Raw genomic sequence first — 14879 nt, forward strand, 5'->3', positions numbered from 1 at the left:
CAAAGAACTATGAGGAATAACATATGACAGATAATATCAATAACAGTGAAAATTCAAATGAAATAAGCAGTGAAATAGCTAATGCCAGCAAGGATTTACAAGCCATATCAGAAGCTTCAAAAATGGCTCTTGATGTTGTAAATGCTATAAAAAATGAAATAAAAAAAGTAATTATCGGACAGGAAAACATGCTCGATAAACTTCTATTAGGAATTATATGTGATGGGCATGTATTGTTAGAAGGAGTACCTGGACTTGCAAAAACATTAACTGTAAAATCATTGGCAAGCACAATAGATGCAAGTTACAAAAGAATACAGTTTACACCAGATTTGCTTCCTGCTGATATAGTTGGTACTGAAATTTATGACATAAAAAATTCAGTATTTCTTCCTAAACAAGGACCTATATTTTCTAATATAATATTGGCGGATGAGATAAACCGTTCGCCTGCTAAAGTACAGTCAGCACTTTTAGAGGCAATGGGAGAACATCAGGTTACTATAGGAGATAAAACATACAGACTTCCTGATGTATTCTTAGTATTAGCAACTCAAAACCCTATAGAACAAGAAGGAACCTACCCTCTTCCAGAAGCTCAGGTTGACAGATTTATGCTTAAAGTTATAGTAAAATACCCTACTAAAAGTGAAGAAAAAACTATAATAAAAAATATGTCATCTTCAAAACCTGCAGAATTAAAGCCTATAACTACAATAGAAACTATAGAAAAATTAAGAAAATTAGCCAATCAAATACATATAGAAGAAAGATTGATTGATTATATAGTAAACATTATAGATGCCACAAGAAATCCAAAAGATTATAAACTTCAAAGCGAATACATAGAATACGGAGCTTCTCCAAGAGCAGGAATATATTTAACTAAAGCAGCAAAAGCAAATGCTATGATGCAGGGCAGAGGATTTGTAATGCCTGAAGATATAAGAGCTGTTGCTTATGAGGTATTAAGACATAGAATAAGCGTAAGCTATGAAGCACAGGCTGAAAATGTTAATAGCGATATGATTATAGAAAACTTGCTCGCGAATATCAATGTGCCTTAATAATTTTAATTTATAAAATATGATTGATTATAAAGCCTGGTTATTAAGTAATCGGGCTTTTTTATTATAAAAATTTTTATTAAATCAAAATTTCATTATTGTCAGTTATATCATGCTTTATAATATCTAAAGTATCAGAATTAAAAGGGTATATTTTTAAACGTACATTATTGATTATCTTTTTTTTCTTAAACAAACGTCTCTCATTTATTTCATCTTTCTTCTTATTTGTACTATTATCTGTTTCAGAACAACTTTTAGAATCAATATTATTTTTATACACTAAATGAAAGTTTATATTTTCTATATCATTAGAATAAGCAAGAAAAATAGCTCTTATTCTCAAATATGCACCTAAAAACTGTTGATGAATCCATTTTAAATCATCATCATGAATATCATTTTTTAATTCTATTATATGTAAATCAAATTTATCATTATTATTTTTATTTATGATCACAGCATCAGCACATTTTTTCATATTTAAATGGCTGAACTTTCTCTCTCCTTCTATATCTGAACTACAAATAGATTCAGAGCTTAATTTTACATGGCATTCCATATTTGATTTTTCATCTTTTATAATAAAAATATCTTTTATTACATCAATTTTACACATTGTATTATTAAATAGATATTTTTTTTCACCTTTTTTATTAACTATAAAATCAGAATTATAAAGTTTATTAAAATCGTCCATAATCATTAATCTTAATTTATTGCATCATATTCTATAGAGGCATTATTTATATATTTATGAAATGTTTCTATATAAAATCCTGTTTCTCTATCGCCTTTCAATTCTTTTACGGTTGTAATATCATTGTCATCAGTATCAAATTGATATATTCTAATTTTGTCTATATATATGGTGTCATTTTCAGTATATGAATACTCTTTTAATATTTGATTTTTTTTATCCTCATCTTTCATGCTATGAAGAACAGCCATATTATTTATATGTTCTAATATAGTGTCGCTGTGAGTAGATATTATTATATTTCTTTTTTTATTAACTAGATTTATTAATACACGAGCTAATTGTTTCTGCAATTTCAAATGCAATGATAATTCAGGCTCCTCTATAAATAAATCGCCTAAAATAGGATAATATTTTAAAAGTAAATATAATGGAGCAACTTCCGTTATAACAGCAGAGCATAAATGCATAGGTACTTTTAAATCTTTGTTATTAGGCTGATAGTACATAGCATTTGTTTCTCTATTAAGATTTATTTTACCTTTTAGTATGTTATTTTCAAATATTTCTATTATATCTTTATAATTATCATTTTCTCTAAAATTATAAGATAAATCTATTAAACTATTAATAAAATCTATAATAGGTTTTTGAAATATAGTTTTTTCTTTTTTATCTTTAATACTAAATTGATGCATATTTGATATTTTTGATAATTCTTTATATGTTAATAAAAAACCAGTTCTTGATGTAGGTAAAAATTTTAAATCATAGAAAGTATTTTGTAATATATTACTAATAATATTTTTAATTAGGAATATATAATCAATATTTTCATATTTAAAACCAGTCATAAAATCATTTTTTTTGTTAATAGCTACATAATTTTGAATAATTAGAACATCAAATAAACAATTTGAATAATCAAAATATATACTTTCTAAATTTATTACATTATCCTCATCATTAAAAATAATTTGTAAAATTTCTGTTTTATATTTATTTAATAATTGATTTAGAAAATTATAAAATATATTAAGCTCATTTTTTGACAGTAAATGTTTATTATCAGAATCTGAAAAAAAATTCAATATATTTTTACCATGATTTATATTCTCATTTATTTTTATATATTTAGTAACTATATTTTGCATTTCTTTATATTCTTCCAAGCTGTAAATAAATTCTTTATCCTGAAAGATAATATTTACAATATCATCACTATATTTCATCAAGCCGTATATTAATGTCATTAAATAACTTTTTCCGCTGTTATTATCACCTATAAACAATATAAGATTAGAAAGTTCTATTTCTGCCTCTTTAATCTTACCGAAATTTTTAATTATTAGCTTGGAATATGACATTTTCAAAATACCTTTTTTAATTTGTATTATTTTATAATAGAATTTTATCTTTAACAAGTATTTTAATATATACATAAGTAAATATATTTTATCAAAAATAAAATTATATTTTTAATATATGGGGCTTTGCCCCATACCCCACTTCTTTTGTTGTCACAAAGAAGCAAAAAGACTGCATTTTTGACCTAAAATTATGGTATTATCATTATTAAATACATATTCTTAAAAATTAAGCTGTAATATGTGCATTTTCGCGAAGCGTGTAAAAAAAGTAGATAATATTAATATATTTATATAGTTTTGAAATAGTTTTAATGTAAAAAAGCATTTAAATAACTTAACATAATATTTTTTATATAAATTCTAATAAAGCAATTTTTGTAATTACCGAAGATATAATATAATAAATTTATAAGATAATGGAGTGTATTATATGGTACGTTCTTTATGGACAGCTGCAAGCGGTATGAATGGTATGCAGTTCAAAACTGATACTATAGCCAATAACCTTGCAAATGTTAATACTATAGGATATAAAAAAGTTAGAGCTGATTTTGAAGATTTAATATATCAAAACTTAAAAATACAAGGAACTCCTGCTACAGAAGACACTGTAACACCTGTAGGACTTCAAACAGGACTCGGTGTAAAAAGTGCTGCTACTCAAAAAATGTTTGATCAAGGTTCTTTACAGGCAACAGGAAATAAACTTGATTTAGCATTAGAGGGAGAAGGATTCTTCCAAGTATTAATGCCTGACGGAAGTGTTTCTTATACTAGAGACGGTTCTTTCAAAATTGATGCTAACGGTCAATTAGTTACTTCTAATGGATACAGATTAGTTCCTGAAATAGTATTTCCTGAAAATTTCTTGGTAGAGCAGATAAGCATATCAAGAGAGGGTGTTGTTTCTGTGAAAATAGGTGATGAAAATGATCCTGTAGAAATAGGACAAATTACACTTCATAGATTCATAAATCAGCCTGGACTTTTATCTATAGGTGATAACTTATATAAAGAAACTATAGCAAGCGGACCGGCTTTTGAAGGCGAACCAGGTGCTAATGGATTCCCAAGAATTCACCAAGGTTTCGTTGAGATGTCAAATGTTAAAGTTGTTGATGAAATGGTTGATATGATAGTGGCTCAAAGAGCTTATGAAATGAACTCAAAAGCAGTTCAAACTAGCGATAACTTACTTGCTACTGTTGTAAACTTGAAAAGATAATTAAAAAAATAATATAACTAGTAAATATAAAAGGAGGCTTTAAAGGCCTCCTTTTATATTGTTTATAAAATAAATAATATTTTAAAATATTTCTTTTCTATATATAGCACCATATGAACTATTTTCTTTCACATAAAGACTTACCATAGTATCATATTCATATTTTATTTTCTCTGCATAAGATTCGCCGTATATATCATAAGCATTGCCTGCATTATAATATCTAAGAGACTTCACAATATCACCGTCGAATTTATCCAAAATTTTATCTATGAATCTTACACCAAGCACAATATTATCTCTAGGATCATACCTATTTAATTTAGGATCAACATCCTTATTTGCAATAGGTGTTATTTGGCAGTATCCGTAAGCATTTTTTCTTGAAAGTGCTGTAGGTATGAAGCTGCTTTCAACTTTAATTAGAGCCACCATTAATAGCGGATCAACATCATAATTACTGCAAACATCGAAAACATCTTTTATGAACCAAAAATCCTGACTATAATGATTAGATACATCCTTAATTAATGTTACCCAATCATTAGATGGAAAGGAGTAATCATTGATGTTCAAACTATGCGTCTCAAGATTGAGATTGCAAAGAAATAAAACTAATATTATAACTATTCTTTTCATAAACTTCCTGTTAAATTTTAATATCCTATAGTTGTAGTATAAATTACCTATAAATAAAATCAATATAAAATTATATTTAAAAATTAACATTTTTTTTTAAAATGTCAGTTAAAAAATATATTTTTTTTACAATAAAGATATAGTGTATAAAAACATCTATAATGTAATAGTTCCTTCAAAACAATATCTTGCTTCACCCTTCATAAAAACATTATCATTTTCATATCTTAAAATCAAATCACCGCCTAAAAGATGATTAAGTATAATATTATCAGTTCTTCCGCTTATAAAACCAGCAACACATACAGCCGAAGCACCTGTACCGCAGGCTAGAGTTTCTCCGCTTCCTCTCTCCCAAGTTCTTTGCTTCACCTCTCCCCTATTTATTATCTCTACAAATTCTACATTAGTTCTATTTGGAAATATGCTATTATTTTCCATATAACTTCCTATAGAACTAATATCCATATTATGAAGATCATTTACAAATATTACAGCATGCGGATTACCCATAGATACTGCTGTAAAATAATAAGTTTTATCATTAAATATTATAGGCTCATTAATAATAGGGGTTTTATCTATGGTAGTAGGTATTTTAAGCCCTTCTAATATCGGAGAACTCATACTAATCTCTACAGTATCAACCTCTTCATCTTTTAAAAATAATTCTGCCTCCAATATACCTCTTAAAGTTTCTATTTTCATAGGATTATTTTTACTAATCCCCCTATCATAAGCATATTTAGCAACGCATCTTATACCATTACCGCACATTTCAGATTCGCTTCCGTCATAATTAAACATTCTCATCTGTACATCAGCTTTATCACTCGGCATTATAAGTATTATACCATCTGCACCTATAGAGTAATGCCTATGACTTAATATAGGAGAATATTTAATAGCATCTTCAACTGTAAATTTTTCTTTGAAACAATTTATGTATATATAATCGTTTCCTGTGCCATGCATTTTAGTAAATGATAAATCCATAATAAACCCTTAAATATTTTTTATATTCTATAGTTTATATATTTTATAATATAATAGAAATTAAGTAAATATTTTATAAAAATACAGCTAATACCTTTTAACTTTATAAAAGGTATTAGCCTTAGAGATTAAAATTTGATAATTTATTTAATATTTATTTATATATATCCAAGTTTTATTAATTATTTTATGTCTTTCTCATCAAAGCCCAATGCTTTAGCAACCCCAAGTCCATAAGCTTTATCAACATTCATACAATTTTTTATATGTCTTAATTGTACTTCTTTAGTAACACCATTCATATCTCTTGCTGTATTTTCAAATAATACTTGTTTTTGTGCATCTGTCATAAGATTGAATAAAGCTCTTGCATCTGTGTAATAATCATCATCATCTTCTCTATGATCATATCTGTAAGCATCGCCGTAAATTTTTAGAGGCGGTTCAGCATATTCTTTCTGCTCTTTCCATTCTCCCTGAGAGTTTGGTTCATATTCTACTTTAGAACCATTAGACTCTACTCTCATATATCCGTCTCTATGATAAGTATTAGGTTTAAATTTTGGAGCATTTACAGGTATGCTTGAATAGTTAACACCTAATCTATATCTTTGTGTATCAGTATATGAGAATAATCTTCCCTGAAGCATTCTGTCTGGTGAGAATCCTATACCAGGAACTATTGTAGAAGGACTGAATGCTGATTGTTCTACTTCTGCAAAATAGTTTTCAGGGTTTCTATTTAATTCTAATACACCTACATCAATTAATGGATATTCTTTTTGAGACCATGTTTTTGTTAAGTCAAAAGGATTTCTCTTGCTTGCATTAGCCTGTTCTTCAGTCATTATTTGAATCTTCATATTCCATCTAGGGAAATCTCCTCTCTCTATAGCTTCAAATAAATCTTTTTGAGAACTTTCTCTGTCTTTTGCTATGATTGCTTCAGCTTCCTGGTCTGTTAAATTTTTAATTCCTTGCTGAGTTTTGAAATGGAATTTTACCCAATATCTTTTTCCTTCTTTATTTATAAAACTATAAGCATGACTGCTGAAACCATGCATATGTCTGTAACTGTAAGGTATTCCTCTGTCGCTCATATCTATAGTTATTTGGTGAATAGCTTCTGGTAAAGAAGTAAGAAAGTCCCATTTATTTTGAGCACTTCTCATATTAGTTTTAGGATCTCTCTTTACAGCATGGTTCAAATCTGGGAATTTTAAAGGATCTCTGAAATAAAATACAGGAGTGTTATTTCCAACTAAATCCCAGTTTCCTTCTTCAGTATAGAATTTAATAGCAAAACCTCTTATATCTCTTTCAGCATCTGCCGCACCTCTCTCACCTGCCACTGTAGAAAATCTTACAAATAAATCAGTTTTCTTTCCAACTTCAGAGAATATTTTTGCCTTAGTATATTGTGTAATATCATGAGTTACTGTAAATGTACCATAAGCACCTGAACCTTTAGCATGCATTCTTCTTTCAGGTATAACTTCTCTATCAAAATGTGCCATCTTTTCCATAAACCATACATCTTGTAAAAGCATAGGTCCTCTGGCACCTGCTGTCATAGAATGCTGATTATTTTCAACCGGAGCACCGAATTCAGTTGTTAATTTTTTATCTGACATATTAAAAACTCCTTAATAGTATTTATTATCAATAAATATATTATACTAAATAAATATTTTATTTCAAGCCTATTGATAAAAATTATTATAAAATATTAATAAATTATTAATAAAAAATATTAAATAATAAAAAATCAAAATAAGTATTGACTAATAATTAAAAAAAATATATATTTAATAATAAATATTACTAATAAGGATTATATATTATGAGTAACAGAAAAGAGACAACTATACTTCTAAATATGGGAGGACCTAGAAATTTTGATGAAATAAATACTTTTTTAGTAAATATGTTTAATGATTATTATATACTCAATATAAAAAATAGTTTTATAAGAGGTATGATAGCCAAAAAGATAGTAAACAAAATAAAACCTGATGTAATAAAGCATTATGAAGCTATAGGAGGAAAATCACCAATAAATGAATATACTGAAAAACTTATAAATAAATTAAATGAGTTAGACAAATCAAAAGATTATAAATACATAATGAACTATACTCCGCCTTATTCTTATGATGTATTAAAAGAGTTAAAAGAAAATAATATAGATAATATTACATTATTCAGTATGTATCCTCAATATTCAGAAGTTACAGTAAAATCATCTTTAGAAAATGTTTATAAAGCTATGAAAAAATTAAAATATAATCCTAAAATAAATATAATAGATAGATACTATGACAATGAATATTATAATAATTCAGTTGTAAACTTAATAAAGAATAGTATAGCTGATAAAAATGCAGAAGAATACATATTAATATTTTCTGCTCATTCAATACCTAAAATGTATGCTGATAAAGGCGATCCTTATGAATATGAATGCAATTATAATGTTCAAGTATTAAGAGAAAAACTCAATAATGCAGGATTAAATTTCAAAGATATTGTTCTTTCTTATCAGTCAAAAATAGGAAAAATTGAATGGCTGGAACCATCAACTATAGATACAATAAAAAAATATAGCGGCGAAAAATTAATAATATATCCTTTAGCATTCACAATAGATAATTCTGAAACAATTTATGAAATAGATATTGAATATAGAGAAGAAGCTATTAACAAATATAATATTAAAGATTTTATATTATGTCCATGCTTAAATGACAATACAGATTTTGCTGAAAGTATAATAGAAATATCAAACAGTTATAACAAACAGAATTTAAATATTCATTATAATAAAAAAATAGTTTAAAAAATACATATAACCTTTTTATATTCATTAAGTTTTATAATAAGAATAAATTTTAAAGTAAATTATGTTGTAATAAAATATTTTATAATTAAAATATTTTTACTTTCATTATTTACTTTAAAATTATTTATGATATAACATTACAAGATAAAAATATCGTTTCTGGAGCTTTTATGGGAAAACTTATTGTAAAACTAAAAACTATTTATTGTATTATAATAATGTCATTAATTTTAACAATGATAACAGGAGTTAGTATGTTTGCAGCGGTAGCTATAGATAGAACTACTCCAATAGGGGAAAATACAAGCAGAGCAAATTATGAAGCAATAACAGTTACATTCAATCAGCAGATGGTCGCTTTGCAGGCTATTAAAGAAGTAACTAATCAATACTTCAATTTTAATGTAGATGTTAAAGGTACATATAAATGGCTATCTATTAATACTTTAGCATTCTATCCTAGCGAACCTTTACCAGATAATACAGCTATTGAAGTTACACTTAAAAAAGGAATAAAAAGCGAACTTACAGGCGATATATTAGAAAATGATTATACTTGGACTTTTAATACTTTAAGACCTATAATGCAAAAAAGTTCTCCTTATGACAGACAATCAGAACTTCCTACAGATGTTAATATAGTTGTTTATTACAATATGCCTATATATCTTCAAAGTGCAAAAGAAAAAATACAATTAATAGCAAGCAATAATAATACTGCTATAGATTTTGATGTAAGATATGCAAAAATAGAAGATTTAAGAGAATGGGAAACTAATTCATATGAGTTGGAACAAGTATTAGTTATAAAACCTAAAAAAGCTTTAGCTAAAAACGATGAGATAACAGTATATATAGAAGAGGGACTTGCTGCTGTTAATGGTAATTTAGGCACAGCAAATAGTTCAAGTTTTAATTTTTCTATACATGATGAATTCTATTTTAAAGGAAACAGTGAACAAACAGTAACAGCATCATATTCTCCTGAAGCTCCTAAATTAGAGTTTAGTACAAGAGTTGAATGGGCTGACTTAATAAGAAATATGGAAATCACTCCTGAAATTCAACTTCCTACAGAAGAAGAAATTCAGCAGAACTCTTGGTCATCTAAAAGTTTTTCACTTTATCAATTAAGATTCAATCCAAATGTTACATACAATATAAAAATCAACGGAAGTTTAAAAGACTCTTACGGACAGACTTTGGCTCAAGAACAAAATATCACTTTAAATGTTACTGATTATAACCCAAGCGTTTCTATACCTTCAGGAATGGGAGTTGTTGAATCTTATGAAGGAATAAAACTTCCTGTACAGGTAATGAACCCTAATACTATTAATATACAAAGCAGATATATTGACAAAGAAAATATCATACCTTTCCTATTTGTAAATAAGCAGGTATACAGATATGATGAAACTCCTGAATTTAGAAGATATACAAATCAGTATAAAAATTTATTCGGATACAATAATACTTCAGAATATACTCCGGACGTTGAAAGAAACAGATATATTACAACAGCATTATATTTAACTAATTATATGGACAATAAACAGTATGGACTTTTATCTATAAAGTTTGATAGTAAAACAGGATATCAAAGTCAGTACGATTATTCTACATCTTCACAGATACAAATAACATCTATGGGATTAACAGGTAAATTCTCAGGCGATTCAAACACTATATTTGTAACTGATTTAAAAACAGGAATGCCTGTTGAAGGAGCTGAAGTAGAAATAAGAGATGATTTCAACAGAGTTTTAGCAAGAGCTACTACAGATGAAAATGGAATAGCAACTACTAAAGGCTTCAGAGAATTAGGAATAAAAAGAGCAAGCAGATGGGATACACCAAGACAATGGGCTATAGTTACAAAAGGCGATGATGTATCATTCATAAATAGTGATTGGGGTACTGGTGTTTCACCTTGGAGAATGGATATAAGTTATGATTATTCACCTGCTGATAGAGATTATAATGGTTCTATGTTCACAGAAAGAGGACTTTATAAACCTGGTGAAGAAGTACATATAAAAGGTGTTATAAGAGAAAATATATTAGGAAACTGGAAAATAGCTAGAGATTTCAAAACAGGATTATACACTGTTAATAATTCAAGAGGAGAAGAAATACATAAAGGAACAGTTACTTTAAATGAATATGGTTCTTATTTAATTGACTTCACTCTTCCTGCTGATGCTCCTACAGGATATTACAGTGTAAATGTTGAATTCAAAAGCGATTCAAATAAACAAAGCGATGAAGAAAAACAAGAAGGCGTAAAAGATCAAACATATAGTTTATCTCAAAGCTTCAGAGTAGAAGAATTTAAACCTTTAGAATATGAAAGCAGACTTTGGGTTGAAGATAAGAATTATTATTTAGGCGACACTATGCCTATTAAGATGTCAGGCTGGTATTTATTCGGCGAGCCTATGATATCTAATCAAGTAGATTATAATATATCTATGAATGAAACTTTCTTCACTCCTCCTAATAATGCAGGATTCAGATTCACTAAATTGAGCTGGTTTGAAGATGAGTATTATAATAATTATTATTCTATGATAGCAAATGGTACAGGTGCATTAGATGAAAACGGTGAATATGCTTATGCTCCTACTATAGATGCAAGCCGTTCAATACATGCTGCTTATGTTACTATAGAATCAACTGTATCAGGTGAAGATTCTCAAAGAGTAAGCACAACTAAAAGCGTATTAGTTCATGGAAGCGATTATTATATAGGTATAAAAAGACAAGGCTATTTCTTAGAAACAGATAAGCCTACACAATTAGAATTCATTGCTGTTGATCCTGAAGGAAACAGACTTGAAGGCAAAAAAATAGAAATTCAAGTTATAAGAAGACATTGGGAATCTGTAAGAAAAGCTATAACAGGCGGAAGATTTGAATGGGAATCTAAACAAATAGACGATGTTGTTGAAACTACTACAGTTACAACAAAAAAAGATCCTGTTGCCTACAGCTTTACTCCTACAAATTCAGGACTTTACATAATATTAGCAAGAGCAAAAGACTCTAAAAACAGAGAAGTTGCTTCTGATGAATATATGTATGTTATAGGTAAAGATTATGCTCCTTGGGCTATGTTCGATGATGATTTGTTAGAGCTTATCACTGAAAAAGAAGAATATCAGCCTGGCGAAACAGCTAAGATAATGATAAAATCTCCTTATGAATCTGCTACTGCTTTAGTAACAGTTGAAAGGGAATATGTAATAGATTCTTATGTTACAAATATTGAAGGTTCTACTGCTTTAATAGAAGTACCTATAAAACCTGAATATTTACCTAATATTTATGTAGGTGTTTCACTTGTTAAGGGAAGAGTTGAAAATGAAGCATATACTAATTATGCTACTGATGAGGGAAAACCTTCATTTAAAATAGGTTATGCAGGACTTTCAGTATCGCCTCGTGAAAAAGAACTTAATGTAAAAATAACAAAATCTGCTGATACTTTAGAGCCTCGCGATGAAATGACAGTAGATTTATATGTAGAAACTAAAGAAAGCCAACCTATGGAAACAGAAATTATGTTAAGCGTGGTTGATGTTGGAGTATTAAATTTAATAGGTTATAAAACTCCTAACTGGTTCAATACTTTCTATGGACAAAGACCTTTGAGTGTAGCAAGTGCCGACACAAGAATACACTTAATAGGACAGAGAAACTACGGAGAGAAAGGAGATACTCCTGGCGGCGATGGTATGAGAGCTGCTAATGATATGATGGCTAAAGCTGAAGCTATGGGTATGGATGTATTCAGCATAAGAAAGAATTTCTTGACAACTGCATTCTATCAAGGAAGAGTAAAAACTGATGCTAATGGTAAAGCTACAGTTACATTCAATTTACCTGATAATATTACATCATTTAGAATAATGGCTTCTGCTATAAATAAAGATGGTTATTTCGGTGCTTCTGATGATGTTGTTGTAGTTAAGAAAAATATCATGCTTATGCCTACCCTACCTGAATTTGCTTATGTTGAAGATAAATTCAAAGCTGGAAGTATAGTATACAATTATTCTGATCAGGATTTAGAAATAGAAGTTCAGGCTGTTGCTTCTAATGCTACAATAGAAAACGCATCTCAAATAATTACTGTCCCTAAAGGCGGTAATGCTGATGTAAGATTCGATATTATAGCTACAAACAGAGGAGAGGCTAAAGTTACAATACTTGCTAAAGGCGGAGAATATACTGATGCTGTAGAAAAAGCATTTGAAGTTAATATTCCTATGACTACAGAATCTGTTGCTCTATTCTCAAGCACTACAAATAACAATACTGATTTAATGCTTAGAATACCTAATATAACAGAAGCATATAAAGGTGCCGGAGATTTAGAAGTTTATATGTCTCCTAGTGCATTCAGCGAACTTACAGGCGGTATAAATTATCTTATAAATTATCCTTATCTTTGTTTGGAACAGCAGTTATCAAGAGTTTATCCTATAATAACAAGTAAGAGATTATTAGTAGACATGAAGCTTACTGATATATCTGAAGAAAATCTAGATAAAACAGTTCAGGATTTCTTAAAAATGATGCCTACATATCAGAGTCCTGACGGAGGATTCTCTTACTGGCCTAGCAAAACTTGGGTATCTCCATGGCTTACTGCTTATGCTGCTGATGCTATGATTAAGGCTAAAAAAGAAGGATATACAGTTGATGAAAACTCTTTAAAACTAGCATTAGAATACATCAATAATTATGCTAAGAGCGGAAATGCTGAAAAACCTAGCTTCTGGCAGGATGAATATATCAATCTTTCATCTATAGCTTATATTGCTGCAGTTCTTTCTGAAGGTGGATACAATGCTAATGATGTAAAAGCTATAATAGACAGAATATATCCTCAAGTTAATAATATACCTTTCTATGGACAGGTTCAATTAATGAGAGCTATGTACTATAACAAATATGATAATAAGGCATTAACTGAAGTTAGACAGTATATACTTAACACTATTAAAGAAGATCCTAACACAGCACATTATGAGCTTGAAGCATATTATTCTAATCTTTATTGGATACACTCTTCTTCAGTAAGAGATACATCTGTTGCTTTATATGCTTTAATAGAAACAGGATATGACAATGCTATTAATGAAAAAGTAGTTCGCTGGTTAGTTCAATCAAGAAAAAACGGCAGATATTTAAATACTCAGGACAATGTTTCAGTATTTGCTGCTATGAATATGTATTATAAAAAATACGAAAATGTTAAACCTAATTTCAAAGCAGAGTTTATATATCAAGGTAAAACTTTACTTGAAGAAACATTTACTGTAAGAACTCAGCCTAGCCTAACTAAAAAATATACTTTAGATGAGTTTATGAATGAAAGATTAAGTAATTCAAATACTAGATCTGCTTTAGCTAACATAAAACGCAATGGAGACGGAAGACTTTATTATGGTGTTAGACTTACTTATGCACCTCGTGAGTTAGCCGTTAATAGAGATATGGGTATAAAAGTAGAAAGAAGATACGAAACTAAAGACGGCAGAGTATTAGACTTAACTAAAGATAAATTCAAGCAAGGCGAAGAATATGTTGTAGTAGTTAAAGTTACAGCTCCTTATGAAAGACATTTTGTTGTAGTTGATACTCCTATTGCGGCAGGTATGAGAATATTGAATGCAAGCTTTGCTACAGAAAGCAGTGAAGTTAAAAACTTAACTGGAAATGCCGGCAAACCTACTTGGTGGTGGGGCGGATTCAATCACACTGAAAACTATAATGACAAAGTGTTATTATTTGCTGATATGCTTAGTGACGGCGAACATGAGTATAGATATGTAGTTCGTGCTGTTACTCCTGGTGAATATTTACTTCCTGCTACTAAAGCTGAAGAGATGTATAACCCTGAAGTATTTGGTTATGACGGACAGCATAAAGTTGTTATAGAAGCTAAATAAATCTAAACAATAATTTTATAAAATTAAAGGCGGTATCTTTCTATGAGGTATCGCCTTTTTTATTAAAGAGAAACATA

General features: G+C 28.7%; 9 protein-coding genes. 4 read left to right on the top strand and 5 right to left on the bottom strand.

From position 1 onward, the window contains the following. Positions 1 to 23: 23 nt before the first annotated feature. On the top strand, positions 24 to 1067 hold the full coding sequence (locus BHYOB78_RS08960) for an AAA family ATPase (protein WP_020063896.1): 1044 nt from the start codon (positions 24 to 26) through the stop codon (positions 1065 to 1067). A 79-nt stretch (positions 1068 to 1146) separates the two neighbouring features. Here the strand turns inward: BHYOB78_RS08960 and BHYOB78_RS08965 are convergent, their stop codons facing one another. After that, the gene (locus BHYOB78_RS08965; RefSeq protein WP_020063897.1) at positions 1147 to 1767 is read right to left on the bottom strand and encodes a hypothetical protein; all 621 of its coding nucleotides are present in this window, start codon (positions 1765 to 1767) and stop codon (positions 1147 to 1149) included. An 11-nt stretch (positions 1768 to 1778) separates the two neighbouring features. Then, positions 1779 to 3134, bottom strand: a complete 1356-nt coding sequence (locus tag BHYOB78_RS08970) for an AAA family ATPase (protein WP_020063898.1) — start codon at positions 3132 to 3134, stop codon at positions 1779 to 1781. A 433-nt stretch (positions 3135 to 3567) separates the two neighbouring features. On the opposite strand from BHYOB78_RS08970, the gene flgG reads away from it, so the two are divergent. Next, positions 3568 to 4362, top strand: a complete 795-nt coding sequence (gene flgG / locus BHYOB78_RS08975) for a flagellar basal-body rod protein FlgG (RefSeq protein WP_020063899.1) — start codon at positions 3568 to 3570, stop codon at positions 4360 to 4362. A gap of 81 nt (positions 4363 to 4443) precedes the next feature. Here flgG and BHYOB78_RS08980 read toward each other — a convergent pair whose 3' ends face one another. From BHYOB78_RS08980 to BHYOB78_RS08990, 3 genes are all read right to left on the bottom strand, one after another. Next, positions 4444 to 5001 (bottom strand): lytic transglycosylase domain-containing protein, encoded by a 558-nt coding sequence (locus BHYOB78_RS08980; protein ID WP_020063900.1) that lies wholly within the window; start codon positions 4999 to 5001, stop codon positions 4444 to 4446. Positions 5002 to 5157: 156 nt separating this feature from the next. Further along, positions 5158 to 5997 (bottom strand): diaminopimelate epimerase, encoded by an 840-nt coding sequence (gene dapF, locus BHYOB78_RS08985; protein ID WP_012670458.1) that lies wholly within the window; start codon positions 5995 to 5997, stop codon positions 5158 to 5160. A gap of 182 nt (positions 5998 to 6179) precedes the next feature. Next, entirely contained in the window at positions 6180 to 7631 is a 1452-nt protein-coding gene (locus BHYOB78_RS08990) for a catalase (protein ID WP_012670459.1), read from the bottom strand. Between the two features lie 209 nt (positions 7632 to 7840). On the opposite strand from BHYOB78_RS08990, the gene hemH reads away from it, so the two are divergent. Together hemH and BHYOB78_RS09000 are read left to right on the top strand one after the other, a co-directional pair. Beyond that, positions 7841 to 8836 carry a ferrochelatase gene (hemH, locus tag BHYOB78_RS08995; protein ID WP_020063901.1) on the top strand — a complete coding sequence of 332 codons (996 nt, stop codon included), beginning with the start codon at positions 7841 to 7843 and terminating at the stop codon, positions 8834 to 8836. Between the two features lie 173 nt (positions 8837 to 9009). Beyond that, positions 9010 to 14802 carry an Ig-like domain-containing alpha-2-macroglobulin family protein gene (locus BHYOB78_RS09000; protein ID WP_020063902.1) on the top strand — a complete coding sequence of 1931 codons (5793 nt, stop codon included), beginning with the start codon at positions 9010 to 9012 and terminating at the stop codon, positions 14800 to 14802. Positions 14803 to 14879 lie beyond the last annotated feature (77 nt).

The sequence above is a fragment of the Brachyspira hyodysenteriae ATCC 27164 genome, from assembly GCF_001676785.2.
Lineage (GTDB): Bacteria > Spirochaetota > Brachyspiria > Brachyspirales > Brachyspiraceae > Brachyspira > Brachyspira hyodysenteriae.